The sequence below is a fragment of the Microbacterium telephonicum genome (assembly GCF_003651225.1).
Taxonomy (GTDB): Bacteria; Actinomycetota; Actinomycetes; order Actinomycetales; family Microbacteriaceae; genus Microbacterium; species Microbacterium telephonicum.
Map to the genome: position 1 here is coordinate 490,999 of NZ_RCDB01000001.1, position 24,443 is coordinate 515,441.

At 66.6% G+C, this 24,443-nt stretch carries 26 protein-coding genes; 16 read left to right on the forward strand and 10 right to left on the reverse strand.

Features of this window, described 5'->3' with window-relative positions; all coding sequences use genetic code 11:
* Positions 1 to 66 precede the first annotated feature (66 nt).
* Positions 67 to 1,338: an AlbA family DNA-binding domain-containing protein gene (locus C7474_RS02420; RefSeq protein WP_121057306.1), complete on the reverse strand. Its 1,272-nt coding sequence runs from the start codon at positions 1,336 to 1,338 to the stop codon at positions 67 to 69.
* 510 nt (positions 1,339 to 1,848) lie between these two features.
* Here C7474_RS02420 and C7474_RS02425 point away from each other — a divergent pair.
* Both C7474_RS02425 and C7474_RS14965 read left to right on the forward strand, forming a co-directional pair.
* A complete protein-coding gene (locus C7474_RS02425) occupies positions 1,849 to 4,263 on the forward strand; it encodes a hypothetical protein (protein ID WP_147436669.1) in 2,415 nt (804 codons plus the stop codon).
* Between the two features lie 443 nt (positions 4,264 to 4,706).
* On the forward strand, positions 4,707 to 5,165 hold the full coding sequence (locus C7474_RS14965) for an MmyB family transcriptional regulator (RefSeq protein ID WP_241965108.1): 459 nt from the start codon (positions 4,707 to 4,709) through the stop codon (positions 5,163 to 5,165).
* A gap of 140 nt (positions 5,166 to 5,305) precedes the next feature.
* On the opposite strand, the gene C7474_RS02435 is transcribed toward C7474_RS14965, so the two are convergent.
* Positions 5,306 to 6,331 carry a DUF3500 domain-containing protein gene (locus C7474_RS02435; RefSeq protein WP_241965109.1) on the reverse strand — a complete coding sequence of 342 codons (1,026 nt, stop codon included), beginning with the start codon at positions 6,329 to 6,331 and terminating at the stop codon, positions 5,306 to 5,308.
* Here C7474_RS02435 and C7474_RS15225 point away from each other — a divergent pair.
* Entirely contained in the window at positions 6,321 to 6,608 is a 288-nt protein-coding gene (locus C7474_RS15225) for a hypothetical protein (protein ID WP_241965120.1), read from the forward strand. The two genes, C7474_RS02435 and C7474_RS15225, sit on opposite strands and share 11 nt — an antisense overlap.
* A 271-nt stretch (positions 6,609 to 6,879) precedes the next feature.
* On the opposite strand, the gene C7474_RS02440 is transcribed toward C7474_RS15225, so the two are convergent.
* Genes C7474_RS02440 through C7474_RS02460 form a run of 5 tightly spaced genes read right to left on the reverse strand, consistent with a single transcriptional unit; the run spans position 6,880 to position 12,293 of the window.
* A complete protein-coding gene (locus C7474_RS02440; RefSeq protein WP_121057313.1) occupies positions 6,880 to 8,622 on the reverse strand; it encodes a carbohydrate-binding domain-containing protein in 1,743 nt (580 codons plus the stop codon).
* Positions 8,604 to 9,485, reverse strand: a complete 882-nt coding sequence (locus C7474_RS02445; RefSeq protein ID WP_121057315.1) for a polyphosphate polymerase domain-containing protein — start codon at positions 9,483 to 9,485, stop codon at positions 8,604 to 8,606. Before C7474_RS02445 ends, C7474_RS02440 begins: the two co-directional genes overlap by 19 nt.
* Positions 9,482 to 10,171 carry a DUF4956 domain-containing protein gene (locus tag C7474_RS02450; RefSeq protein ID WP_121057317.1) on the reverse strand — a complete coding sequence of 230 codons (690 nt, stop codon included), beginning with the start codon at positions 10,169 to 10,171 and terminating at the stop codon, positions 9,482 to 9,484. Before C7474_RS02450 ends, C7474_RS02445 begins: the two co-directional genes overlap by 4 nt.
* Positions 10,168 to 11,325 (reverse strand): bifunctional glycosyltransferase family 2/GtrA family protein, encoded by a 1,158-nt coding sequence (locus tag C7474_RS02455; protein WP_121057318.1) that lies wholly within the window; start codon positions 11,323 to 11,325, stop codon positions 10,168 to 10,170. The genes C7474_RS02450 and C7474_RS02455 overlap by 4 nt, the downstream gene beginning before the upstream one ends.
* Entirely contained in the window at positions 11,325 to 12,293 is a 969-nt protein-coding gene (locus C7474_RS02460) for a phosphodiester glycosidase family protein (protein ID WP_121057320.1), read from the reverse strand. Before C7474_RS02460 ends, C7474_RS02455 begins: the two co-directional genes overlap by 1 nt.
* A gap of 319 nt (positions 12,294 to 12,612) precedes the next feature.
* Between C7474_RS02460 and C7474_RS02465 the strand changes: the two genes are divergently transcribed.
* The 7 genes from C7474_RS02465 to C7474_RS02495 all read left to right on the forward strand — a co-directional run bounded on the left by C7474_RS02465 (position 12,613) and on the right by C7474_RS02495 (position 18,198).
* Positions 12,613 to 13,347 carry a response regulator transcription factor gene (locus C7474_RS02465; protein WP_121057328.1) on the forward strand — a complete coding sequence of 245 codons (735 nt, stop codon included), beginning with the start codon at positions 12,613 to 12,615 and terminating at the stop codon, positions 13,345 to 13,347.
* On the forward strand, positions 13,344 to 14,801 hold the full coding sequence (locus C7474_RS02470) for a sensor histidine kinase (RefSeq protein ID WP_121057330.1): 1,458 nt from the start codon (positions 13,344 to 13,346) through the stop codon (positions 14,799 to 14,801). The genes C7474_RS02465 and C7474_RS02470 overlap by 4 nt, the downstream gene beginning before the upstream one ends.
* A 117-nt stretch (positions 14,802 to 14,918) precedes the next feature.
* Positions 14,919 to 15,266 (forward strand): hypothetical protein, encoded by a 348-nt coding sequence (locus C7474_RS14880; RefSeq protein ID WP_147436671.1) that lies wholly within the window; start codon positions 14,919 to 14,921, stop codon positions 15,264 to 15,266.
* Positions 15,263 to 16,201, forward strand: a complete 939-nt coding sequence (locus tag C7474_RS02480) for an FAD:protein FMN transferase (RefSeq protein WP_121057334.1) — start codon at positions 15,263 to 15,265, stop codon at positions 16,199 to 16,201. The genes C7474_RS14880 and C7474_RS02480 overlap by 4 nt, the downstream gene beginning before the upstream one ends.
* On the forward strand, positions 16,194 to 16,793 hold the full coding sequence (locus C7474_RS02485) for a ferric reductase-like transmembrane domain-containing protein (RefSeq protein ID WP_121057336.1): 600 nt from the start codon (positions 16,194 to 16,196) through the stop codon (positions 16,791 to 16,793). The genes C7474_RS02480 and C7474_RS02485 overlap by 8 nt, the downstream gene beginning before the upstream one ends.
* Entirely contained in the window at positions 16,790 to 17,986 is a 1,197-nt protein-coding gene (locus tag C7474_RS02490; RefSeq protein WP_121057337.1) for an NADH-ubiquinone oxidoreductase-F iron-sulfur binding region domain-containing protein, read from the forward strand. Before C7474_RS02485 ends, C7474_RS02490 begins: the two co-directional genes overlap by 4 nt.
* Positions 17,983 to 18,198 (forward strand): ferredoxin, encoded by a 216-nt coding sequence (locus C7474_RS02495; protein ID WP_121057339.1) that lies wholly within the window; start codon positions 17,983 to 17,985, stop codon positions 18,196 to 18,198. The genes C7474_RS02490 and C7474_RS02495 overlap by 4 nt, the downstream gene beginning before the upstream one ends.
* 379 nt (positions 18,199 to 18,577) lie before the next feature.
* On the opposite strand, the gene C7474_RS02500 is transcribed toward C7474_RS02495, so the two are convergent.
* The gene (locus C7474_RS02500; RefSeq protein WP_121057341.1) at positions 18,578 to 19,453 is read right to left on the reverse strand and encodes an NAD(P)-dependent oxidoreductase; all 876 of its coding nucleotides are present in this window, start codon (positions 19,451 to 19,453) and stop codon (positions 18,578 to 18,580) included.
* A 152-nt stretch (positions 19,454 to 19,605) separates the two neighbouring features.
* Here C7474_RS02500 and C7474_RS02505 point away from each other — a divergent pair, with 152 nt between their 5' ends.
* The 5 genes from C7474_RS02505 to C7474_RS02525 all read left to right on the forward strand — a co-directional run bounded on the left by C7474_RS02505 (position 19,606) and on the right by C7474_RS02525 (position 23,033).
* Complete coding sequence (locus tag C7474_RS02505; RefSeq protein ID WP_121057343.1) at positions 19,606 to 20,112, forward strand: CinA family protein; 507 nt, start codon at positions 19,606 to 19,608, stop codon at positions 20,110 to 20,112.
* 111 nt (positions 20,113 to 20,223) lie between these two features.
* A complete protein-coding gene (locus C7474_RS02510; RefSeq protein ID WP_121057345.1) occupies positions 20,224 to 20,952 on the forward strand; it encodes a hypothetical protein in 729 nt (242 codons plus the stop codon).
* Positions 20,930 to 21,343, forward strand: a complete 414-nt coding sequence (locus C7474_RS02515; RefSeq protein ID WP_121057347.1) for a phage holin family protein — start codon at positions 20,930 to 20,932, stop codon at positions 21,341 to 21,343. The genes C7474_RS02510 and C7474_RS02515 overlap by 23 nt, the downstream gene beginning before the upstream one ends.
* A complete protein-coding gene (locus C7474_RS02520; protein WP_121057350.1) occupies positions 21,340 to 21,903 on the forward strand; it encodes a DUF3618 domain-containing protein in 564 nt (187 codons plus the stop codon). Before C7474_RS02515 ends, C7474_RS02520 begins: the two co-directional genes overlap by 4 nt.
* A 59-nt stretch (positions 21,904 to 21,962) precedes the next feature.
* Positions 21,963 to 23,033, forward strand: coding sequence for a YihY/virulence factor BrkB family protein (locus tag C7474_RS02525; RefSeq protein WP_121057352.1), 1,071 nt, complete (start codon positions 21,963 to 21,965; stop codon positions 23,031 to 23,033).
* A 6-nt stretch (positions 23,034 to 23,039) separates the two neighbouring features.
* Here C7474_RS02525 and C7474_RS02530 read toward each other — a convergent pair whose 3' ends face one another.
* Together C7474_RS02530 and C7474_RS02535 are read right to left on the reverse strand one after the other, a co-directional pair.
* Entirely contained in the window at positions 23,040 to 23,483 is a 444-nt protein-coding gene (locus C7474_RS02530) for a WHG domain-containing protein (RefSeq protein WP_121057354.1), read from the reverse strand.
* A gap of 6 nt (positions 23,484 to 23,489) precedes the next feature.
* Positions 23,490 to 23,915 (reverse strand): MarR family winged helix-turn-helix transcriptional regulator, encoded by a 426-nt coding sequence (locus C7474_RS02535; RefSeq protein ID WP_241965111.1) that lies wholly within the window; start codon positions 23,913 to 23,915, stop codon positions 23,490 to 23,492.
* A 156-nt stretch (positions 23,916 to 24,071) separates the two neighbouring features.
* Between C7474_RS02535 and C7474_RS02540 the strand changes: the two genes are divergently transcribed.
* Positions 24,072 to 24,434, forward strand: a complete 363-nt coding sequence (locus tag C7474_RS02540) for a protein-L-isoaspartate carboxylmethyltransferase (protein WP_121057358.1) — start codon at positions 24,072 to 24,074, stop codon at positions 24,432 to 24,434.
* Positions 24,435 to 24,443: the final 9 nt, after the last annotated feature.

The window sequence follows — 24,443 nt, forward strand, 5'->3', positions numbered from 1 at the left end:
TTCACGCAGGTTGCCTGCTAGATCTGCCCGTACCTGATGGCGAGCCAGCGGCGGATAGCTTTATGGTCAGGCTGGCCCGAAGGCGCTCTCCTGCACGGCCTTGACGACCTCCTCGCTGGCCCCCGCCCAGCCGAACCGCCGGAGCAGGTGAAGGCTGGGAGCGATGGCCAGCTCTCGGCCGGAGCGCGGACCGCCACCTGCGGGAAGCTGAACCGTGCGCTCCCAAGCCGACGTCTGCAGTTGGTGCGTGTCGTAGAAGGGTCGCCAGCGGCGGTCTCCGGGGACCAGTTCCCAGCCTTTCGCGCCGATGAGCTCGAGCGTTACTTGGTACGGCTCCGCCTGGGCTACTGCAGCTTGCAGTCGCTGTGCGAACATCAGGACTTCGGTGAAGTCGGTCACGGGCTGCCAAAAGGGGAAGTACCCGTGGCCGGGCGTCGCGTCCGCTCTTCCGTCGTGTGCATGGCGTCCGTCAATGGGCAGTGCGTGCCACGACTGGAACTGTCCACTCTCGAATGCGACCCAGGCCTCCCGGTGCATGACCGTTTCTTGCTCGGTCACCCACGACGCGCCCAGCGATGGGCGGGACACGAACGGGTATGGCCAACCGCGCAGATGCAGCGCTTCGCGTCGTATGAGCGAGGCAATCGCGGTGTAGTCGACACGCTCCGCACGGAACTCCTGGGGGCGGATTGTGAACTTGAAGTGAGCGGCCGTCGTGATGTCCGATATGTCAGCATCGGCCAGGTATTCCGCGGACTCGTCTTCGTAGCGCGATTGTGCGGTCTCCGACCCGGCCGCAGTGAGGTTCGCGGCCGCGGCGAGCGACATGAACTTCGTCACCTGCTTTTGTGTCGCGAGTTGCAAAACGGCGCGCAGTTCATTCTGCGTGTGCATGGCCGAACTCTCCGGCTTGCGGAACGACCGGGTGTAGAGCTGTCCACGCTGGATAATCCGCGGGAAGTCTCTCGCTGCGAGCACAGGGATGTCGTCGAACTCCGCGACTAGGAGGACCACCACGTCCTTCCCATCCGAGAGTTGGCGGCCAGCACGGTCGAGTCGCAGCGGTGGGTCGGCGAACTTATTCAGCTTGTCGGAGACATTGTCGTAGTCGAGCCACCCGACAAGCTGCTCCGCAGTGAGTCCGGAGCGGGCATCATCCGCCTCATCGACCCCGATGATGATGGACCCGCCATCTCGCTGATTCGCGAGCGCGAGTGCGGCTCGCGCGACCTTTGCGACGAACTCCGGATCATTGATGGAGCCTGGTCCCTTGAACTCGACGGACCGGATCTCGTATCCGCTTTCAAGGAGCGCGGCGATCTCATTGTTGGATAGCACCTGTTCAACGTAGGTGATGCTCGAGCATCACTACCAGCGCCCGTCGTTGGTGCAGTAAAGGTAGGGGCTGGCTCCCCGCCGCCCCTACCGCAACGCGCGTTTTCGGGGATGATGCTCGTGCGTCACGATCGGTCGGCGTAGCGTCGCGTCCATGGATCCGTTCGACGAAGCGCAACAGCCTCGGTGTCCTGAATATGGCACGGTTCTCGATACCGCGAGGCGTATCTGCCGTGCATGCAATCTCGCGTTGTCGACTCGATCGTGATCGCAAATCGCACCGACCCGATGCGCTGACAACGTCGCGCGCCTGAGCTGGAACGGCTCAGCTCTAGCCGGACGCATCGCCCAGGTACCTGCGGGGCCGCAGCACACAAAGACGCCCCTTCAGCGGTAGGTGCCTGTATGTGGAGCGCCGGAGATCTGAAGCTCGACCTCGACGAGCGCCAGCCGCCGTCGCTCCGGCAGGTACCGCGGTGCACGGCACGCCATTCGTCGAGCTAGCCAAGATAGATGCCGTTGGATACGTTTGCCCCACGTGAAGCACCCGACGCGATTAGGCTCCACGAAGAGTACTGGGGAGGGCTTGTGGTCGGAGCTACTGCGGAGCAGCTATTGGAGCGCCACGCGGACATCAATTGGCGCACGCGGTTCGTGGACATCAATGATCTGATCGAGATCCTGCGAGACTGCATCATTGCCGATGGTTACACAATCCCCGACGACCTGAACGAAGCAATCGCCCTCACCGCTCGTGGTAACGCTCTGAAGAGCCGACTCATCCGCAAAGAGGAAGTGCCCGCTAAAGAGGCTCACCTCATGTGCGCCTTGACAGTCGGGCACGATGATCTCTTCATCGACGTCTTGAACACCGACATCGCCGCCCTGAGAGACTCCATCGGTCGACAAATACGTGAAGGTGCTGTCCGGTTTCCTTTCGTCTACGGGCGCGCGCTCTATGACGCTTTCGCCGACGAGTTCGAGGACGAGAAGGACTACCTCTCCTCCGAGGAGACCGTCAAACTCCTTGGAAAGATCCCGTTCGGTGTATTCCAGTACGGCCGATACGTTGTCGGTCCGAGCGGGATTTCGGAGTCAAAACACTCTCGCGCGCTCCGTTTCTCAAAGAGGGTCCCAGCGTTCCACTGCAGTGATCCAGTTTGTCGCGACCTGCATTCGGTCATCCTCAGCACCGGCCATAACGCTGACATCAACGCACAGCGCCATAAGCTCACGCGCGTACTCGAGGGCGAAAGCAAGCCAGCAGCAGACTGGGCGGGGCTGGCGATGGAGATCAGTCGGCTGAGTGACAGCCATTTCGGCAATCACTGGATCGCCCCAATGGTCACACTGCTTGGCGATGCCCTCAGCGACGACGAACTCCGAGCGGTGCTCGCGTTGCTGTCAGGCGTTGAAGTGACCGCCGAACGACCCAATCTGCTCGAGCGCGCATTGCAGTGGAGCGACAAGAAGCTTGCCGGAACAGTCGACCGCATGGTGCTTGGCGGCGACATCTGCGTCCCGCTCGGCGAGGTACGTACCCCGGTGTCCACTGACCACATGCGATCGGGTGCATTTCGTCTCCAGCCGCAGCTGGGCTCAAGAGGCGTGCGCTTCGTATCAGGCGACCCCGGCTTGGCGACGTTGCGAGAGCGTGAGCTCGTTCGGACGCTGTACCTGACCGGCAACGATGATGAGCGCCACGAACTTGATTGGCAGCTGAGATCCGTCGACGGGGTATCACTCGACGTGCGCCTGGATGACTACCTCCGGACCACCACGCCTACAGAAGCGCTGACTCGCCTCGTATTGTCGCGAAGCAGCAGTGCTATAGCTGCGAGCGAAGTCGCGGGTCTTGGCGAGGTCGACGGAGTAGGAGATGGTGACCTCATCGCACGCCTTGCTTGGAAGCTGGGCTTCGAGGGCGGAAGCGCAGACGACTCGCATGCTGATTTCTGGACTCAGCAGGAGAAGTTGTCGGCGATCGTCCAGAGCTGGCTCGGTTCGGGACCCGGAGACACGAATGAGTTCAGGGGGCAAGCAGCTACTTATTTCAGCGCACTTGAAGGCATTCTTGAGGAATCACTTGCCTTTGCGTCGTGGGCGCTGCTGAGGGACCACATCACCGCCGGTCGGCCGTTCAGCTACGACAACGAGGCTGACCGCAAACATGGTCTCGACCTCCTGCAGGCGGCGTATACCGAGTACGTCACGAAGCGCCCGGGGGAGAAGCTCAAGTTCGACGGTCGTTTGACGATTTACCCACTAGTTCGAGGCTTCGGCGTTCTCGCTGACGGTCTGAATTCTCTTATCGCGAAGGCATCTAGCCTGGCGCGCCCACTAAGCGACCATCCGGAGTACGCGACGCGGAGCGCGCTTCAACGGTTCCCGTTCGCATCGACCGCACCTTTCCTCGACCTCGCCGCACACAGCAGAACTCGAATCGTGGAGGGGCTCCGGGACATTGAGCTAACGCTCAACGCCGAGACGCTGTCGAGCGTGCGAAATGACTACTCGCACTACCGACGGACCTCGCCAGAGCTCGCCGCTATGGAGCGAACTCTTGAGTCTGTGGGACGCGCCGTAAGAGCGATCGAGAATCTCGGCTTCGGCCTGAATCTCTGCCATCCCTCAACAGAGACCAGCGACCAATGGGGACGTCGCACGATTGGCTTCGTCGGTCCGCGCAGCCTGAATCACGTTTTTGCTCGACCCTCCAGCCTCGAATGGGTCGGCTTTCCATCGCTGCGTCGGCCCCAATACCTCGTGCGTTCCGCGGCCTTCGACGACGCAAACGAGGTGCTTCGATTCGAGCGCCAGTACGACAGTGAGTATGCGCGAATGTGGGACGACTACCCGCGCCCACGAAAGAAGGCTCAACCCACGATCGACAGCTTGGCCGAGGACGCACCCGCCGGTGCGAGCTAACGCGCCTCGATGACGCCGATCTGCACGCGAGGCCCCGCCAGAGGGCAACGCCCGGATAGGGATCTAATGCGAGCGGCTGAAGCGTCGTTGGAGCTGGGCGAAATACGAGACGCCGTTGACGACGCATCGAAGGCCTACCGTCATGCGACCGCGGCGTGGAAACGTCTCCGACCCCAGCAACGGCTTCCAGGGTCCATACGCTCGAGCGTTCTTGGGCGCAGCGACCGAGAAGATGGCGTCCACACAGAGATTGCTGCAATGACCCAAGCTTTGCAGGCGGCCGCTTTCACCTCGGACACCGCGGAGGCGGAGTGGTTTGTTCAAGCACTATCCGAACGCGGCGACGTGCTGGATCACGACGATGCGGACCGCGTGATCGCGTTCGTCTTCGTGTGGATCCTCGGTTTTGAGGCCGCGGCGTCGACCTGGGTATCCGATCGCCAATTGCGAGCGGCGCTGGCGGCGCGCATGGACGGGCCAACTTCGCCCGCTTCCACTTTCTTGATCCCGCGTCTCGGGACTTCTTCGTCGACTGGGAAGGAGGAGCCTCTGCGACAGTCGCGCTCCTTCGCGCCGAAGCTGGCCGGGAACCGGGCGACCGGGCCCTTCAAAACCTCATCGGAGAACTCAGCAGCCATAGCCGCGAATTTTCCGGCCTGTGGGCGGCTCACGACGTGCGCTCCCGACACGAGGGCATCAAACGCCTGCAGCACCCCATAGTCGGGTTCATCGAACTGACCTATCAATCAGCCGAACTCGCCGACACCACCCGCGCGGCCCGCAACCTGAACCTCTACACCGCCGAACCCGGCACACCTCACGAAGACCGGATGAAGGTCCTCACCAGTTGGGCCGCGACCGCAGCTTCGACGCCACAAGAAGGCGCCGCCACGCTCGACTGAGATCTCCTACAGCGCGGTCTGGGGCCAACCTTCTGACGCGAAGAATGTCAGCGACGGAGAATGAGCCAAGCGGGCCAGAAGCCTCCGGCCGACCGTCGCGTTTGGGACGGCAGGCCGGAGGCTTCGGCGGATCGGGTGCGCTATCCGTTCGACGGCGGGGTTCCGCCGTCACCCAGGGCGCCGCCCATACCGCCGGTGGCTGCTTGCTGGGTGACACTGCCCGCGTAGTCGTTGGTCGGGTCGCGGTAGATGGTGTGCACGTGCCCCCAGCCGGATGTTGAGACGCCGTCGACGTCGGCCCCCGCGGAGCCCTGCTGGGCCTGGAAGGCGATGTAGACGTTCGGGCCGGAGATGGAGAAGTTGATGCCGTCGCCCGTGCTCATGTCGTACGTCGTCTCACCGGACCACGCGATCACGGTGGTGTCGAGCGTCGCTTCGATCTCGGCGAGGGCGGCGGCGGTGGTCTCGCCGTCGGCCATGCCGACCCAGTTGGCCATCAGCTCGAGGAGAAGCTGCTTCTGCTCGTCGGTGAGGTCCGCGCCCGTAAGCCCTGAGCCGGTGGAGAAGTCGCAGGTGTCGCCAGGGGCGCACATGCTGACGTCGCCGGACGTAAGGGTTGCCTGCTGCTCGGCAGTGAGGCTGTCGAAGAACGCGAACGCGTCGGTGTAGATGCCGTCGAAGGGCTGCACCTCGTTGCCGCTCTCGTCGGTGTAAACGGCCGGCTGCACGCCCAGGTGGGTGGGAGCGAAGGTGATCGCATCGGTGGATCCGTCCAGAGACGCGTTGATACCGAGGTGGTGGCCGCCGACCTGCACTTCCCAGGCGGTGGTGTCGGAGGGGTCGCCGAAGAACGCGATGTAGTACTGGCCGAGAGAGGTCTCGGTGCTGTTGCTGTTCTCGAGGAGGTACTGGTCGCCGTTCATGATGCCGACAACCGTGGCATACGCCTCGTCGCTGAGGAGCGCTTCGAGGACGGCCAGCGCGGCGGTCTTCTGCTCGTCCGTCAGATCTGCGAGATTGAGGCCGGCGCGCTCGACGAAGGTGACGGGGAAGTTCGACCATGACGTGGTCTTCGTCTCGTCGTCGTACGCGTAGAGCACGGCTTCGCGCTGCTCATCGGACAGCGTCGCCAGGAAGGCCTCGGCAGCAGCGGTGGTGTCCGCGATGGTCTCGGCCGAGGTCGTCGCCGACGTGCTGGCCGCCGCGGTTGAGGTCGTCGTCGTTTCCTCCGACGTCGATGACGTGCTGGTTGTGGTGGGAGTGACGGTCGTCGCGCCAGTAGCGCAGCCGGTGAGAGCGATCGACATGAGTACGATCCCGGCACCGATCGTCAGCGCCGGCTTCGCACGGCGAGGCGCCGCGGCGTCGGAGGATGTGCGGCGGAAGCGAGAGAAGGGGTTCGTCGTGTGCATGCCCACAACCTTCGCCGCCCTCACCAAATAGCTGCTTCATCAAACCTTGGACGCTTCTATGAAGCCGACTGTTGGGCCCACTTTGGCGAAACGAGGCAGTCTGAGCTGATTGCGGAGTACGACGACGCCACGAGACGCCGGCGCGGGGATCGCCGACGCCTCGCCGTGCGTCCGCATGGGACGCACGTGGGGTGAGAGCTTTCGGGCGCTACTCGCCCCAGGCGGTATTTACGCTTCCAGGCCGCGTGACGGGCGGTTTCCGTCACAGGCGTCCTGGAACGTGGATGTGTGGACTAAGACGCTCAGGGTCGCCGGCCGCCGCCATTGCCGCCACCGCCTGGGCCGCCCATCCCGGAAGTCACGTTCGTGCCTTCGGTGACGGTGGTGGCCGTGACGCCGTTCACGGTTACGGTGTAGCTGCCGCCGTCCGTGATGCCGGGACCGCTGTAGAAGACGGCGGCGAAGGACTCCTCAGCCTCGAACGAGGCAATGGGCGCCCCCGAGGCATCCGTCACCTCGACGGTGTCGCCCGCCGAGCCGCTGACGGTCGCGGCGACCCATTGCTGCGCGCCGGTCGGTGCGACCAGGACGCTGCCGGCGATGAAGACCTCGCCGCCGTCCATGGCGATGTCGCCGTTGGCGTCGACTGCGCCCTCGCCGCCGGCCGAGCTCGGTCCGGCCACGGTGGTGGTGCCGCCGGTGAACGAGATGGAACCGTTGGAGTCAAGGCCGTCGCCACCGGCGACCACTCGCAGTGTCCCGCCCGAGACGGTGAGGGTCTCGCCGGTGGCCGCCTCGCCGCCACCGCCCATACCGCCCTGACTGGTCGTCGTGGTGCCGCTCGCGGCGTTCACGCCATCGTCGCTCGCGGTGACGTCCACGGTGCCACCCGAGACGGCGATGGCCGCGGCTTCGAGTCCCTCGACGGACTCGGTGACGGTGACGTCGCCGTCACGGATCTCGAGCGTCTGCTCGGCGTGGATGCCGTCGTCGCCGGAGGTCACCGTCACGGTCCCACCGCCGATTCCGATCGAGCCGTCGGAGTGCACGCCGTCGTCGGCCGCGTCGATCGTGACGTCTCCGCTCTCGATTACCGCGACCACGCCCGCGGACACGCCCTTGGGAGAGGCATCGGCGGCGGAGGCGTCCGACCCCGCTACCAGGTCGACGGTGCCGCCCGTAATGACGACATCGGTCGTCGCGGCGAAGCCGTCGTCGCCGCTCGTCGCGGTCACGTCGCCGCCCGAGACGACGATGAAGCCCTGCGTCGCGTCCTCATCCTGATCACTCTTGAGAGCGTCGCCGCCGGCGTCGAGTGCGAGCGTTCCGCCGGCGACGGTGAGCGAGTCCTTGCCGCGCAGCGCGTCATCCACGGCGTCGACGGTGATCTCGCCTGACAGGATGACGAGGTCGTCGGTGCTGGCGATGCCGTCGTTGCCGTTGCCCGATACCTCGAGCGTGCCCGAGCCGGTGATGGTGAGGTCGGCGTCGCTGTAGATGGCTGCGTTCGCTTCCGCGTCGTCGGCGTAGGACGACGTGTCCGAGACGGTGTTGGTTGTCCCGTCGGCGAGGGCGATCACGACGTCGTCGGCAGTCGTCACGGTGATGGCGGGGGAGTCGGATGCGGAGATCTCGGCCTCGTCCAGGATCAGCACGACCTGTGCGTCATCGGGCGCCGCGACAACGATTTGGCCGTCGAGCGATCCGGAGAGGCGGAACACGCCGGCCTGGGTGATCGTGACGGTGGTTCCGTCCACGGTCACGGCGTCGGAGTCGGACGAGGCGGACGACCCGCTGAGGGTGATTTCGACGGCGTCGGATTCGGACCACTCGTCATCGCCCACCACGGTGACGTCGGCGTTTGCGGCGAGCACGGCGTCGGCGGTCAGATCCGAGTCCACGACGGCCGTCGTTTCGACGGTGGTGGTGTCCTCGCTCGTGGTCGAGGTGGACGACGACGCGACGGTCTGCGTGGCGCAACCGGCGAGCACCAGCGCGGCGACGGAGAGGGGAATGGCGGTCAGTGTCAGGCGGCGTCGGAGCATGCTGCGTCCTCGATTCGGGTCGGGATGGGAAGAGTTCGTGCCGCGGCCATCGGGCTGGTCGGTGCAGTGACCGTGGTCCGGCGGGCGTGGACGGGGCGATGTGCGTCTTGGAAGTCGGAGAAGGGCCCGCGCAGCAGGCGCGCCCAGCGGTTGCGGGGCAGTTCGGGGTGCAGTGCGGCGAGGCCGGTCGCGTACTTGCTGACCGTGGCGGGGCGGTGCCCGGAGCGCCACAGTAGCCGGTCAACGGCGGACGCGCTCGACCCGGATTTGGTCTCGACGATCGCCAGGCGCGGGAGCGTGAAGCCGTGGCCGTCGGCCTCGATCCACTCGAGCTCGGTGTCGATGGTCGCACGTCCGGCACCGTCGGGGGCCAGGAGCGTCGCGCGGCGGTACCGGGTCATGAGCGTCGCGTCGAGCTCGTCTGCCCGCTCGGATGCCACTCCGATCGTGGCTAGTGCATCGGCGACGTCGTCGCGGGCGTCGGGTGTGAGTTCGCCGCGTCGCCGCGGATCGTACTCGTCGCGCTCCTTGACGGTCGTGCCCCGGGCCCCGCGCGTCTTGATCTCAAGGTACGAAGAGCCGGTGTCGAGGTAGCTGCGGGTGCGGAGCTTGAATCGGCGTCGCCGCTGCTGCGCGGCCATCCGGAAGCTCAGCAGGTCGGGGGTGTCGAAGTACACCGATTCGTAAGCGAAGTCGCGTGCACCGTCGATCTCGAGCACGCGGGTGCCTTCGTCGAGTCCGGCGAGCACGGCCGCGAGATCCGCACGGGGGACAACGTACTTGCGGTCCACGCGCGTAAGGAGGGATGCCTCCGCCACGATCTCCTCGAGGGACACCGCGTCGAAACGGTCGAGCGCGATCATCGCCGTGCCTCCGCGAGGTTCGAGTCTGAGACCACGGCCGCGCCGGACGCGGCGGTGGCAGGTTGGACGGCACGTGCGCGCGTGGCGGCCGCGTCCGTCGTCGTGGTCACGGTGCGCGACATCCGGCGCGTCCGGGCCAGGTCGATTCGGTAGCGGACGTCTACGAGGGTGGTGTCGTTGACCAGATCGAGTTCTTGCACGGTGACGGAGGTGACGGTGCCGCCGAGACGCTGCCCGAGTTCGGTGCGAAGCACCTGCTCATCGCTGACCGCACGGTCCAGTCGCACGATCTGGTGTCGGCTGCGGGCCAGCAGCGCGGGGTGGTCCGCGGCCCACAGCACGGCGAGCATGAGCGCGATGAGTCCGACCACGGGCCAGGGATCGGTCTGCGGTAGGCCGGACAGGAGTCCGATCGCGAGCGCTGCGAAGTAGTACGCGACTTCGCGCTGCGAGATCTCGGATGAGCGCAGTCGGATGATCGATAGCACCCCGAAAAGTCCCAGTCCGAGTCCCATCGCCACCTCCGCGGTGCCGAGCACGGCGGCGACGGCCATGACGCCCACGTTCACGCCCATGAACGCGACAACGAGATCGCGGCGGCGGTGCCGGCGGTAGTAGAGCCCGAGGCTGAGGATGATTGCGGCGGCCAGGTCGACAGCGAACAGGATCAGTGCGCTGGTGGTCATGGGTTCCTCCTGATGGTGAAGCGTTCGGATTCCATCCCAGTTGCGGCACCTTGGTGGTTGCTTGGACGGGTATCTGGGGCGGGTCTGAATTGACGGCCGCCTGCATGCTCGCGGAACACGAAGCTGCGTTGTACGCCGTAGCTGGTGACGAACAGCACCGCTTCCGTCGCGATCTTTGCGACGATCAGGGGGATGCCGAATCCGGTCAACGCCTCCAGCCAGACGACGTTGGACGCCAGCAGCGCGACCGCCAATAACGCGTACCGCAGCGCCTGACCTGGCATCCGACCCCGCCCGGCTGGTGAAGTCATCGAGCCGCGGAAGACCATGTGCCGGTTGACGGCGAAATTGACCGACGCGCTCAACACGCGGGCAGCGACGATCGACGGGACGAGGAGGCCGGTGAGCGCGTTGAGGATGAGCAGAGCCACCGTGTCGACCGCGAACGCTAGCAGCGACGAGCCGGCGAACAGCACGAGCGGCAGTGCGACGCGCGCGGAATCGACGAGGGGGCGGAAGTGACTGGACGCGTTGCCTTCGAGATACACCGTCTCGATCGGGATCTCCCGGGTCGTCACGCCGTCGCGGCGGCAGCGCAGCAGCACGTTCTGCTCGAACTCTAACCGTTCGCCCGGCTGACCACGCACCCACCCCAGAAGATCGGACGGGATGCCGCGCAACCCGGTCTGCGAGTCAGTCAGGCTCCACCCGGCCGCAAGCCGGAACACGGCGCGCGCGAGCGCGTTCCCCGCTCGACTGCGCACCGGGACGCGGCCAGTGAACGAGCGACAACCCAGCACCAGCGTCGGAGTGCCGACGGCGGCGTCCTCGCGCAGCGCGTCGGCGACGCGCAGGATGTCGTGCACGGTGTGCTGACCATCGGCGTCCGCCGTCACGACATCATTCCCGGGATGCGTCGCCATCACGTAGTCGAGGCCGGTCTTCAACGCGGCCCCCTTGCCCCGGTTTGCGTCGTGGCGCAGCACCCTCGCTCCGAGTGCCTCGACTCGGGTGAACGTCTCTGCGAAACCGGGTCCGCTGCCGTCATCGACCACGACTACCTCGAGATCTGAATCCGCGTCGAGAAGTCCCGCGACGACCGGCTCGAGTCGCGCGCCGGGCTCGTAGGCGGGGATCAGCACAATCATGGTCATCACCCCGCGACGTAGAGGATGTCGCTGGTGCCGCGTTCGCCACCGTTGGAGGGCTGGTTCACGACCTCGCCGTTGAAGTACATGGTCGAGGAGCCGCCGCCGTCGAGGTTGTACGCCGTGGTCGCCCCGAGGCCGGTCATGATGTCCGCGAGCTCAGTCAGGGTGACCCCGGCGCTGTACCCTTCTTGGCGGCCATCGACGACAACGAACACGAGGTGGTTTTCGTCAATCACGCCGACCGCGGTCCGCGGCTGGTCCCCCTGGATCGAGTGGTTCCCGAAGTTGGTGTCGACCTCCTGCGTCTCGATGCCGTCCACGACGGCACCGTCCTCGACGATGGCCGGTCCGAAGCTCAGAGTGTTCCACGCACCGGCAGCGAGTAGCTCGTCGGCGCTCGTCGCGGTCTCGTCGTACACCTCGACCGTGCCGTCCGTGTAGAACACGAGCCCCGCGCGCGCCGGTTCGTCGCGGTACACGACGCCGTTGCGGATCACGATGCCGGTGTCGCGGAAGCCGTAGTAGTCGCCGTTGACGGCGAAGATCGCCCCGTTGTCCGCAGCGATCTGACTGGTGAGTTCGGTGATGTTCTCACCGAACTGGTCCTTCGCGAAGGCGCTCCGCAGGGCCGTGGCATCCGACAGCACCACGTCGGCGACGTAGTACGTAACGGTATCGTCGCCCGACCCCTCGGTAACCGTGCTGACCGTGACCGACGTCTCGCCGTCGGTATAGGAGGTGTCGGTGACGGTGGCCTCCGCTGTCTCCTCCGTCGTCTCCGTCGCCTCGGTGGTGGCGCTCGACGTGTCATCCGACGTGGAGTTTTGCGCCTCGTACTCCGACACATCGGCAATCTCGACGTGCTCGACGAGGAAGCGGTCGGCAGCCCACGCGGCCGCGCCACCGCCCGTCAGGGCGACGACGAGACCGGACGCAATCAAGGTGTTCCGGGTTCGTCTCTTCATGTCCATGCGTCATGAATACGGGGCGGACCTAAATCGGCCATTGCCCAGTCCTATGAACCGGCATTGAGCCCGAGGCGACGGGCAGTTACATGAAGCGCAAAGGCGAATGGTCAGGTTAGGCACGTCTACAAGGAGCGCACGCGCACCTGAAGCCTCCTGACCTCGAACGCTGGCTTTAGCTGCTTCATAGGAACCGTGAAGGTTTCGGCCGCACGGTAGCGGGAGCAGGATCCGATCGCCACCGTCCCACACCGTCTTCGACGGACGGGCCAAGTGACCCGAGCGGACATTGGACCATCCGATTCGAAACCGGGAAGCTAGAACTATGACATTCCCAGCCCCCAGGCCAGCGCCGCTTACGAGGCCCGACGGGGCGCCGATTCGCGCGCTCGTCGTAGACGACGAGGCGAACCTCAGCGAACTGCTGCGCATGGCGCTGCGCAACGAGGGCTGGGATGCGCGAACTGCCGCGAACGGGCAGGAGGCGCTCAACGTCATCCGCGAGTTCTCCCCAGATTTGCTCGTGCTCGATGTGATGATGCCCGGGCTCGACGGGTTGGAGCTGCTACGACGCGTCCGCGCGACCGGCAACGACATCCCCGTTCTCTTCCTGACCGCGAAGGACGCTGTCGAGGACCGCATCGCGGGAATCTCCGCCGGCGGCGACGACTACGTGACCAAGCCGTTCAACCTCGAGGAGGTCATCCTCAGACTTCGCGGTATGGCGCGCCGGCACGTTGCTGCAGTCGCCGACGAGGATCCCCGACTTCACGTCGCCGACCTCACGCTCGACGAGGACACGTACGAGGTGGAACGAGGCGGGACTCCGATCAAGCTGACCGCGAAGGAGTTCGACCTCTTGAGGTACCTCATGCAGAACCCCCGCCGAGTGCTCAGCAAGGCGCAGATCCTGGATCAGGTCTGGAGCTACGATTTCGGCGGAAACTCAAGCGTCGTCGAGATCTATATCTCCTACCTGCGGAAGAAGATCGACACGCTCGGCGAGCCTCTGATCCATACCGTGCGAGGCGTCGGCTACACCATCAAGCCCAGCTCATGAGCAGACGGCGGTGGACGCTACGGCGCAAGCTGGTGGTGGGCACCGGTACGCTCGTCGCGATCGGTTTGCTCGTCGCGGGCATCCTGACCACGGTGGCGCTGCGGTCGTTCGTTTACGAGCGACTGGACACGCAGGTGCAGGAGGAACTCCAGAGGGCTCTGGGGCCCGAGGGCCCCGGGGGCGAGGATGCGCCAGATCAGCCCGGGTCTTTCAGCGATGACGGCCCTGCCGAGCGGGTCGGTTCGCTACAGGTATTTCTGGACGAAGACGGTTCCGTTCGCGAGTCGGCATACGTTGCTGACAACGGCGACGAGGTGACTCTCACCGACGAGCAGAAGGAGATTCTGCAGTCGACGACTTTTACCGACGGTGTGCCCGCGACCGTCGACCTCGGGTCGGAGATCGGCGTGTTCCGCGTCGTGTCGGGGACTCAGGCGGGCACCACCGTCATCGCCGGGCGCTCGGTCGAGGACGTCACTGCGACTACCACCGCCTTGGCCGTCATCCTCCTCGGGGTGTCTGGTGTGACGCTGCTCGTCATTCTCGTCGGCCTGGCCGTGGTGGTAACCCGGAGTCTTCGCCCGCTGAGCCGGGTGGCGGCCGTCGCCGACCGCGTGGCCACCCGCGAATTGGCGGACGGCGAGGTCGACATTCCGGACCGAGTAGATGTGAGGGACACGGATTCCGACACCGAAGTGGGACGTGTCGGCCGATCACTGAACACCCTCCTCGGTCACGTCGAAGCGGCCCTCACGTCGCGACAGCACAGCGAAGAGCAACTTCGTCGCTTCATCGCCGACGCCAGCCACGAACTACGCACCCCCCTCGCATCCATCCGCGGCTACGCGCAGCTCTCGCAAGCCGAGGCGGCACCGATGACGCCCACCCAGGAGCGCTCGTTCGACCGGATCTCAGCGGAATCCGCCCGCATGGCGGACCTCGTCGATGACCTACTCCTCCTCGCAAGGCTTGATGCCGGCCAGTCGCTGCGGGAGGACAGCGTCGATCTCCCACTGCTCGTCATCGACGCTGTCAGCGACGCGCACGCCGCCGATCCCTCGCGGGAATGGCGGCTGGGCGAGGTCGCTGAAGAGGCCATCGGCTTAGGGGACGAGAACCGCCTCCGGCAGGTGCTGTCCAATCTCCTCCGCAATGCTCGCACTCACACGCCGCCGGGAACCGTGGTTACCACCTCGCTCTCGGTCGATGACACCCAGGCGATCATCCGTGTGAACGACAACGGGACGGGCATCGATCCCGGCGTGCGCGACCGGCTGTTCGAGCGCTTCGCCCGAGGGGATCACTCTCGAAACCGCGACTCCGGGAGCACCGGGCTGGGCCTGTCCATTGCACACGCCATCGTCGCTGCTCACGGCGGCACCATCAAGGTCGACAGCGAACCGGGCAACACGACCTTCACGGTGCGGGTGCCGCTTCAACAGGCACGGTCGTAACAGCTCCGACGCACGACCCACAGCGATCGCATAGGTTCTGTGAACCCCTAGCTTGCTTTCATCTTGGCCTCCTCTTTGACGTGATCAGCACCCTGGTCTTATCGGAAGGAGATCGGGATGAACGGCATCCGCAAGGCATGGCTCCGCACACGACTGGCGACAGCAATGGTGGTCGCGATGAGTGTCGGTGCGACCGGTGTGGTGGTGTCCAGCATCGCCTCAGGCATGCAGGACACGACCGCATCGACCACGAGCACGGAATCCACAACCACCGACACGAGCACCACCCAGTCGACCACCGAGGCTGAGACGACTGAGTCCACCTCCTCTGACGACTCCACAGCGGAGGACTCGTCCGCGACGACGACCGAATCGGACACTGACGCGTCGAGCGAATCGGCGGAATCGGGCGCCGTCTCCGAGTCCACCTCCTCCGAGTCCGACGCGACATCGAGCGGGTCATGATGCGTGCGACAAGTGAATGGCAGCTGTGGTCCACGACCGCACGCCTCGTCGTCGATCGCGAGGACGCGCTGGAGGATGCGCTGGAGATCGCGCACCGCGAACTTGCTCGCATCGATTACGTCGCTAGCCGTTTCCGCACCGACTCGGAGGTGAACCGGATCGCGGCGCGGCAGCCGTCGGGAGTCACTGTGAGCGGGCTGCTCGCGGTGCTCATCCGTCGGGGTCTGGAAGCGGCGCAGCTGACGGGCGGTTTGGTCGATCCGACGCTCGGGCGCAGCATGAACGGGATCGGCTACGACCGCGACATCCGCCTCATACTCGACGACGACCGCCCGGTACGCGCGGTGGTTTCCTCTCGGCCGGGCTGGCAGAACGTCCAACTGCGGGGAAGGCATCTCACCGTGCCCGGTCACCTGACACTCGACCTCGGCGCCACCGCGAAGGCCGTCGCCGCCGACCTGGTGGCTAACGAGATCGCCCGCCGTTTGGGCTGCGGGGTGCTGCTGTCGCTCGGCGGCGACATCGCCACCGCCGGCGCCGAACCGGCCGACGGGTGGCATGTCACCGTGCAGGACGTCCCGGGTGAGCCCGCAGGTCGGGTGCATGTCCGGGCCGGAGCGGCGGTCGCCACCTCGAGCACCCTCCGCCGCCGGTGGTTGCGCGGGGGAGAGCAGATGCACCACATCCTCGACCCACGAACGGGCCGCCCCGCCGCACCGGTGTGGCGCACCGTATCGGTAGCGGCTTCGAGTTGCTTCCTCGCCAACTCGTTCGCCACCGCCGCCATCGTCCACGGCGCCACCGCACCCGAATGGCTGGCCCGGCGTGCGTCGGCACGGCTCGTAGACCAGCACGGACGCGTCATGACCGTCGGAGGCTGGCCGGCCGAGGCAGCGGCAGACCACGACATGCCGATGGGGGTGCGCCATGGATGAAGCCCTCTGGGCGCTCGGTCGCGGTACCGGCGTCATCGGTCTCGCGCTGTTCAGCCTTGCTCTCGTGCTTGGCATCACCGTGCGGTCGGGCCGATCCGCGGCCGGCCTGCCGAAATTCGGCGTTGCACGTCTGCACCGCGACGTCGCACTCCTTGCCATGGTCTTCATCGGCATCCATATCCTCAGCCTCTTCTTTGACAGCTACGCCCAGCTGCAGCTGGTCGACCTGGCCGTGCCGTTCCTCGCGGCATATCAGCCGTTCTGGCTGGGGCTCGGCACGCTCGCGGCTGACCTCACCTTGGCGGTGGTCGTCACGGCCCTGCTGCGCCACCGCATCGGTGCGCGCGCATTCCGCGCCGTGCACTGGGCGACTTACCTGCTCTGGCCACTGTCCGTGGCGCACGGGATCGGCGCGGGCACGGACGCCGCCGAGCCGTGGTTTCTGATTGTCGTGGGCGTCTGCTGCGCCGCTGTCCTCGGCGCGGTGGCCTGGCGGGTGACCGCCAGATTCCGTCGTCCCCAGCCCGTGACCCCTGCCCGCATCAAGACGGCGGCGACCCGCCGCCTCGCATCTTCGGAGGTTTCGTCATGATCAACACCCAGCCATCGGTGCCGCGCCTACTCGCCGCGCCCTCTCCGTCGCTGCACGACCACTCCCGCACGTTCGGGCCGCGTCCGTCCCCTTCGGCCGCGGAGCTGATCGGCGAATTGGAGCGGGCCGCACTCGACGGACGCGGCGGAGCGGGTTTTCCTGCTCACCGCAAACTCCACGCCGTCGCCGCACAGCCGCGGAAGCGCGGAGCCCCGATCGTCATCGGCAACGGCAGCGAAGGGGAGCCTCTGAGCGCGAAGGACGCCGTCCTCCTCGCCTCCGCGCCCCACCTCGTGATCGACGGGCTCCTGATCTGCGCTGACGCCCTCGGCGCAGCTGAAGGCCGGCTTGTGGTGGGGCCCTCGACCGCAGGCGTCGTTCGCGCTGCACTCGCGGAACGCTCCGACGCTCACGCCATCCGCCTCCACGCCGAAAGCGGCGGATTCGTCGGCGGCGAGGCATCGGCCGTGGTCGCGGGCTTAGCCGGTCGACGTCCGGTTCCCGCCGACCGGCCGGTGCGTCTCGCGGTCAGCGGACTGCATCGTCGGCCGACCCTTGTGCAGAACGTCGAGACACTCGCGCACATCGCCCTCATCGCCCGTTACGGCGCCGCATGGCATCGCTCGGTCGGCACCACGGACGCACCTGGAACGCGGCTCGTCAGCGTGAGCTGGGGAGACACCTCACCGCGTGTCTTTGAGGTATCTGGCGGTTCCCCCCTCCGCTCGCTACTCGACGCGGCCGGCGCACCCGACACATTTCCGGCTTTGGTCGGCGGTTTCCACGGCGCTTGGGTACCGGCGTCCGCCCTCGATTCGCCTCTCTCGGCCTCAGGTCTCGCACCGCATGGAGCCAGCCCCGGCGCCGGCATCCTGCATCCGCTCACCGAAGGCGAATGCGGCATCCAGGTGACTGCACGCACGCTCGCCACCCTCGCCGCGGCATCCGCGGGGCAGTGCGGGCCCTGCGCGAATGGCCTGCCCCGTATCGCGGAACTGATGCGCGAGCTGCTGGCCGGGACGGACACGACCGCAGAGCTCAGACGGATCGCCGGCCTCATCGACGGGCGGGGCGCCTGTCATCACCCCGACGGAACGGTACGGATGCTGCGGAGCGCCCTTGTCGTCTTCGCCGACGACATTGCCGCTCACGCACACGGACGTTGCCTGACCCGATCGGAGGTGAGAGCATGACCATCCTGCATATCGACTGGACCGCCTGCCACGGCCGCGGAGCCTGCATCGAACTGCTGGACGGGGTGCTCCGGCCGGATGACTGGGGCTACCCGACAGGAACCGGCGGCTCCGACGTACCTATCCCCGCAGACCGAGTCCGCGACGCCCGCGACGCCGTGTCACTCTGCCCACGGCTCGCGCTTTCCGTTAGGCCATCGTCACGACCATGAGGGGTCGGCTGTCTCGGAGGGGGATCCGCTTCGCGCGTGCCGCGAGGAGCCGAGGGGTGCTAGCGGGAGGATAGGAGGCTGCCCACGCAACCGCGGCCAGGGGTCGCAAGGCTACTGCGTGCGTCTCGTTTGCGTCCCGGCGAACGAAGGTGTCCTCACGTCAGCGACGAGCACGACGACTGCAAGTACAGGTGAACAGCGGGAACTGAGGGTCTGTGCCGGCATGAGGCGCTCGAAGGGCCGGGTTCAAATCCCTCCGTCTCCGCCAATTTCCCCGACCTTCGACGCTATTCGCCCGCGTCGTCCGAGGCTATGTCGACCTCTGTTCTCGCCCGATGAGCCGTAGGCGTCGAACCTGAAACGATCCTCGGCGCGGGGTCTACCCGGCGTTCCTCTCATCGAGGTAGCGGGCGACGAGCATCTCGCCGTCGATCGGCCCGAACCGCGACAGCGCTTCGCGATGCAGGGTGGCGACCTCCCGTAGAACGCGGGGGTCGATGCCCGCGTCCCGCGTCAATGCCTCGGTGAGGTCGAGTTCTTCGACACACTCGCGCAGACCGAAGTCGGCAAGGAAGTCGCCCTCGACGAGCCGCGGAAGAGAGACGTCGGTGAAAACGGACCGGGCCGCCGAGCTGTTCAGAAGCTCGGCGAAACGGTCCCGGTCGATGCCGTGGGCTTCCGCCGTGATCATCGCCTCCGAGACCGCCGCGACCTGCGTGAACCAGACGGTGTTGACCAGCAGCTTCATCACATAGCCGTGCCGGATGTCGGCACCGGCGACGCGGATGCTGTCCGGTGCGGCCAGGAGCGACAGTACGGCGGTGGCGCGCGCGACGGACTCGGGCGCGCCACCCGCATAGAAGGCGAGAGTTCCGTCACGTGCGTCAGACGGGCCGCCGCCCATCGGGGCGCCGACGAAACCGACGTCGTCGGGCAGGCGCTCCGCCGCAGACGCCGCGACGCGGGGATCGTTGCTGGTCATGTCGATCCACAGCGCGCCGGGTCGCAGGAGGTCGACGAGCGGCTCGGCCACGACGCGGAAGGCCGCCACATCCGGCAAGACCGTCACCACGATGTCACACGGCGTGTCGTCCAGCCTCTCGCCGACGCTGAAGCCGTCCGCGTACGCCACCTCCCGCACCCGCGCATCGACGTCGACCAGGTGCACGTCGTAGCCCGCCCGCAGCAGACGCCGGGCGATCGGGCCGCCCATGCGGCCGCCGCCGATGACGGTGGCGCGTGCGAGAGGAGTCATCGCGTCGCGGCCGGGCGCGCGACGTCAACCCCGTCCTCTTCTTCTGCGGCCATGTCTCCTCCTCGTCGCGTCGCTCCATGTCTCCTACGACGATAAGGCCGCCCGGGATCGTCGGAGGTGGTCGAGCAGCCGGGACCGGATAGAGTCCCGTCATGACCGACATCGACGATCAGGACGACGGTGATCCGATGCGGCCAGTGGTCGACGAGATCGCGTCGGCGTGCAAGGACGCAGGCCTCACAGTCGCGGTGGTGGAGTCGCTGACGAGCGGTGCGACGTCCGCCGCCCTGGGACGTGGCGAGGACGCGTCGGACTGGTTCCGCGGCAGCGTGGTGGCCTACCAGATGCACACGAAGCGTCGGCTTCTGGATGTCCCGCCCGGGCTCGACCCGGCAACTCCGGAGTGCGCACTCCACCTCGCCTCCCATGGGCTGACTCTGCTGGATGCCGATGTGTGCGTATCGATCACCGGTGTGGGCGGTCCGGACGCGGAAGGCAGCCATCCGCCGGGTGAGGTGCACGTCGGAACGGCGACGTCGACAGACAGCCGCGTGTCGAGTTTCCGATTCTCGGGTGACCCGCAGGATGTCGTCGACCAGAGCGTCCTGGCGGCGGTGACCGCCGTGCGCGACGCCGTTCGCGACGCGTCCCGACACTGATGAGGCATACACCGTAAGTCTTCCACTGGCAAGGGGGTCAGGCGTAGCTGAAAGCGAGGCGTAGGACTTTCGGCACGGGTCGAACCGATCGGCGCGTGGAAGGGACAGCTCATGTCGGACAGCTATGAAAGCGTCGGCTCGCGCGACGTGGAGGGATCAGCATCCACCTCCGGAAAGGTCGATGCCGCGAAACACGAGGCGGCGGACGTGAAGGACACCGCGGCGGCGAAGGCGAAGAACGTGCTCGGCACGGCGAAGGATGAGGCGTCCTCCGTCGTCGGCGAAGCGAAGACGCAGGTCAAGGACCTCTACGCGCAGAGCACGCGCGAGGTGAAGGAGCAGGCCGGCGCGCAGCAGCAGCGACTCGCCGCTGGGCTGCGCTCGGTCGGCGACGAATTGGGGGCGATGGCCGCACGCTCGGAGGGCCACGGCATCGCCGGCGATCTCGTGCAGCAGGTATCGACTCGCCTGACCGGCGCCGCCACCTGGCTCGGCGACCGGGACCCCGCGGCCGTCCTCTCCGAGGTGAAGCGCTTCGCGCGCCGCAGGCCGGGCACGTTCATCCTCGGGGCGGCCATCGCCGGGATCGTCGTGGGCCGACTGACCCGCGCGCTCGCGTCGAACGCCTCGGACGACTCGAACGCCTCGGATCAACCGACGCAGGCCGGCGGGCGCGCGCTGCCCGCGACACCCGCGCGCGAACCCGTCGCGGACGCATGGGAGATGAGCGCGACCGGAAATGCGGGCGTAGATGCCGAGGCACCGCTGTATGCGCAGACGACGGCCGGTCGTCCCGACATCCTCCCGGAGGACGGCGATGACCGATCCGACACCGTCTGAGGCCAAGGCCGCATCGACCTCGCTCGGGGATCTTCTCGGCGAGGTCTCTCGCGACATCTCGACGCTGATGCGTCAGGAGGTCGCTCTCGCCAAGGCCGAGTTGAAGGAGTCCGCGACGAAATCGGCGAAGGGCGCCGGATTGATGGGCGCTGCCGGCTATGGCGCCGTGATGGCCGTGTTCTTCCTGTCGTTCGCGCTGTGGTCGACCTTGGCGACCATCATGGGCGGCGGCTGGGCCGGCGTGGTGGTCGCGCTGATCTGGGCGGTGATCGCCCTGATCCTGTTCTTCGTCGGCCGCAATCAGTTCAAGGACGTCAACGGGGTGCCACAGACCGTGGAGACCCTCAAAGAAATACCGGAAACAGTGAAGAGGAATGAGGAGAACCGATGAGCGATTCACCCGATGAGATCCGTGCCGACATCGAACGGACCCGCAGAGAGCTGGGCGGAGACGTCGACGCACTGGCGGACAAGGTCAATCCGTCGAAGATCGTCGATCGTCAGGTCGACCGGGTACGCGGCGTCTTCGGGTCGGTCCGGGACCGCGTCATGGGCGCCGCCGATGACGCCGAATCCTCGCTGTCCGGCGCGGCGTCGAGCGTGGGCGATGTCAAGGACCGCGTCGTGGCGAAGGCTGAGGGCAATCCGCTCGCGGTCGGCCTGATCGCGTTCGGTGTGGGTCTCGTCGTGGCCTCGCTGATCCCGGCGTCGTCGAAGGAGAAAGACCTGGCGGCAACCGTGAAGGATCAGGCCCAGCCTCTGGTCGACGAGGTGACGGACGTCGCCAAGGAGGTCGGAGAGCACCTCAAGGAACCGGCCCAGGATGCCGTGACCGCCGTGAAGGAGTCCGCACAGGACTCCGCCGACGTCGTCAGAGGTGAGGCCGAAGCGGCGGCGGACGAGGTCAAGGACCGGGCACAGCAGGCGCGAGAGAACATCTCCGGAAGCTGATCCAGGACAACCGGGCGGGCCCGCGGCAACGCGGGCCTGCCCCCATCCCAGGAGAACCGATGGCCACCGCTGAGCCCGCATCCCGTCCGCCGACACCCGACCCCGACGCGTCCCGCAAACCCGAATCGCCGACCGACCTGCATCCGCGGTCGTGGCGATACGTGCTGCGCAAGACGATCCGCGAGTTCTCGTCGGACCAGTGCACCGACATCGCCGCCGCATTGACCTACTACGCGGTGCTGTCGGTCTTCCCAGGCCTGATCGCGGTCTTCTCGCTGCTCGGCGTGTTCGGCCAGGGCCAGGCAGCGAGCGACGCCGTGCTCGACATCGTCGATCAGGTGGCCCCTGGTGACACCGCCGCAGCCATCCGCGGTCCCATCGAGCAGATCGCCGGTTCACCTGCCGCCGGATTCGCACTCCTGACCGGCATCGTTCTGGCGATCTGGTCCGCATCCGGCTATGTCGGAGCGTTCAGTCGTGCCATGAACCGCATCTACGAGATCGAAGAAGGCCGCCCGTTCTGGAAGCTCAAGCCGACGCAGCTCGCCGTGACGGTCATCGCCATCGTGCTCCTCGTCATCGCGGCGTTCATCCTCATCGTCTCCGGTCCGGTCGCCGCAGCGCTGGGCGATGCATGGGGTCTCGGTGAGGCCGCGCAGACGGCATGGGCCATCGTCAAGTGGCCGGTACTCGCTCTGATCGTCGTGCTGATCGTCGCCATCCTCTATTACGCGACCCCCAACGCCCGGCAACCCAAGTTCCGTTGGCTCAGCATCGGCGCTCTCCTCGCGATCATCGTGCTCGCGTTGGCCACGTCGGGATTCGGGTTCTATGTCGCGAACTTCTCCCATTACGACCGGACGTACGGGTCGCTTGCGGGGGTGATCGTCTTCCTTCTCTGGCTGTGGATCGCGAACCTCGCGCTGCTGTTCGGAGCCGAGTTCGATGCCGAACTCGAGCGTGGCCGGCAACTGCAGGCGGGGATCGCGGCGGAGGAGGACATCCAACTGCCGCCGCGCGACACCCGAAAGAGCGAGAAGACGGCGCAGCAGGAGCGCGACGATGTCGATGCCGGGCGTGAAATCCGCACCCGCGCCACCGCCGACAGCCCACGCGGCGTGCAGGAGTAGGCCACGCTACGGGGCGATGCCGCGGCCGATGCGGTCGAGGAGGTCCTCCAGCGACGCCTCGAACTCCGCGTCTCCGCGATCCTCACTCAGCAGCGGTCGCAGCCGGCGCACCTGCGGGGCGGCCTCCAGGCCGGCCGCGTCGGAATCGGAGTCGGCACCGTCGTCAGGGCCGTTGCGCGCCCCATCCTCGCGACCGGTCGACGCGCCCCGGACGGCGGACTCCAACAGAAGCAGCCCCAGCAGGAAGCTGGTGAACGACCGGTAGGCGTCGACGGCCTGCTCATCCGTGAATCCCTGCCGGATGAGCGTGTCGAGAAACGCGTCGACGACTTCGATGCTGCGCAGCGGCGGACGCAGCCACGGTGCGGCGGGATGGCGGGTGGCCACCAGCGGGAACGCCCGCGGATGCTCGATGGCGATGGAACGGATCTCGTGCGCCAGGTTCTGCAGAAATTCTCAGCCCCTTCTTTTCGCGAGAAGCTCGGCCAGGCGACGAAGCTCCGACGTGCGCAGACCGTCGAAACGGGGCGCCAGGCGGGCAACCTGGTCGTGCTCGAATGTCCCGACCTGGGCCCGGGCGTCGGCCGTGAGCGAGATCGCACGCACGCGCGCATCGTCACCCGGCGTAGAGATCTCGACGAGCCCGAGCTCGCGCAACCCGGCGACCAGCTGGGTGACCGCTCCCGGCGTGACAGTCAGGGCCCCCGCGAGGGCGCCGGCGGAGATCGGCTCGGGCGCGTGGGCGATCACGAACAGTACCTCGAGCTGGCTGCGCGAAAGGTGGTGCGATCCGAAGGGCCGCGACCGGCCCGCGGTGAGTTCGCGTCCGATCTGGGCCGCCTCCTCCAGCACCTTTGCGATCAACGTGAAGCGATCGAGCATCTCATCCACTGACAAACGGCATCCGTCCGACGAACCGGTCGTGGTGAGGATGAGAGTGCGATCCTGGGCACGCAGATAGTTTAGCTAGTGAAGGAAGCGGCTCGTGTCGAGTGTCGGTATCCTGAATGCGCCCATCGAGCGTGTGAGAGGAATGACATGCCGTATCGCGACCGTGCGCACGTCGAGCGCTGGCTCTCGGACTTCTGGGAGACGCACATTGTGCTCAGCGAGAAGCTCTCCGTCGTCGACGATGGTTTCACCCCGTCGCAGGACAGCGGCCTCGTCGTCGCTGCGCTCAACCGCACCCCGGGTGTGTCGTTCCTGAGCGTGGCGCACGTCGACGGTCAGCCGCGGTGGCGCGTGACCTTCGAACCGCGCTCCGAGACGATCCAATTGGATGCCGACGGCGTTCGCGAGCTCGCGCGGGAGATCGGCGGACTCGGGGAACTGTGCGCCTATCTGCAGCAGCGCACAGACGAGGCGCGCGATCACGGTCGACCTTCACCGCCACGCGCGTGACGCGGTGCA

Excerpts from the sequence above, each read along its gene's own strand:
- C7474_RS02425 (WP_147436669.1), top strand. The coding sequence starts at position 1,849 with ATGCCGTTGGATACGTTTGCCCCACGTGAAGCACCCGACGCGATTAGG.
- C7474_RS02440 (WP_121057313.1), bottom strand. The coding sequence starts at position 8,622 with ATGCTCCGACGCCGCCTGACACTGACCGCCATTCCCCTCTCCGTCGCC.
- C7474_RS02445 (WP_121057315.1), bottom strand. The coding sequence starts at position 9,485 with ATGATCGCGCTCGACCGTTTCGACGCGGTGTCCCTCGAGGAGATCGTG.
- C7474_RS02450 (WP_121057317.1), bottom strand. The coding sequence starts at position 10,171 with ATGACCACCAGCGCACTGATCCTGTTCGCTGTCGACCTGGCCGCCGCA.
- C7474_RS02455 (WP_121057318.1), bottom strand. The coding sequence starts at position 11,325 with ATGACCATGATTGTGCTGATCCCCGCCTACGAGCCCGGCGCGCGACTC.
- C7474_RS02460 (WP_121057320.1), bottom strand. The coding sequence starts at position 12,293 with ATGGACATGAAGAGACGAACCCGGAACACCTTGATTGCGTCCGGTCTC.
- C7474_RS02465 (WP_121057328.1), top strand. The coding sequence starts at position 12,613 with ATGACATTCCCAGCCCCCAGGCCAGCGCCGCTTACGAGGCCCGACGGG.
- C7474_RS02470 (WP_121057330.1), top strand. The coding sequence starts at position 13,344 with ATGAGCAGACGGCGGTGGACGCTACGGCGCAAGCTGGTGGTGGGCACC.
- C7474_RS14880 (WP_147436671.1), top strand. The coding sequence starts at position 14,919 with ATGAACGGCATCCGCAAGGCATGGCTCCGCACACGACTGGCGACAGCA.
- C7474_RS02480 (WP_121057334.1), top strand. The coding sequence starts at position 15,263 with ATGATGCGTGCGACAAGTGAATGGCAGCTGTGGTCCACGACCGCACGC.
- C7474_RS02485 (WP_121057336.1), top strand. The coding sequence starts at position 16,194 with ATGGATGAAGCCCTCTGGGCGCTCGGTCGCGGTACCGGCGTCATCGGT.
- C7474_RS02490 (WP_121057337.1), top strand. The coding sequence starts at position 16,790 with ATGATCAACACCCAGCCATCGGTGCCGCGCCTACTCGCCGCGCCCTCT.
- C7474_RS02495 (WP_121057339.1), top strand. The coding sequence starts at position 17,983 with ATGACCATCCTGCATATCGACTGGACCGCCTGCCACGGCCGCGGAGCC.
- C7474_RS02500 (WP_121057341.1), bottom strand. The coding sequence starts at position 19,453 with ATGACTCCTCTCGCACGCGCCACCGTCATCGGCGGCGGCCGCATGGGC.
- C7474_RS02505 (WP_121057343.1), top strand. The coding sequence starts at position 19,606 with ATGACCGACATCGACGATCAGGACGACGGTGATCCGATGCGGCCAGTG.
- C7474_RS02510 (WP_121057345.1), top strand. The coding sequence starts at position 20,224 with ATGTCGGACAGCTATGAAAGCGTCGGCTCGCGCGACGTGGAGGGATCA.
- C7474_RS02515 (WP_121057347.1), top strand. The coding sequence starts at position 20,930 with ATGACCGATCCGACACCGTCTGAGGCCAAGGCCGCATCGACCTCGCTC.
- C7474_RS02520 (WP_121057350.1), top strand. The coding sequence starts at position 21,340 with ATGAGCGATTCACCCGATGAGATCCGTGCCGACATCGAACGGACCCGC.
- C7474_RS02525 (WP_121057352.1), top strand. The coding sequence starts at position 21,963 with ATGGCCACCGCTGAGCCCGCATCCCGTCCGCCGACACCCGACCCCGAC.
- C7474_RS02535 (WP_241965111.1), bottom strand. The coding sequence starts at position 23,915 with ATGCTCGATCGCTTCACGTTGATCGCAAAGGTGCTGGAGGAGGCGGCC.
- C7474_RS02540 (WP_121057358.1), top strand. The coding sequence starts at position 24,072 with ATGCCGTATCGCGACCGTGCGCACGTCGAGCGCTGGCTCTCGGACTTC.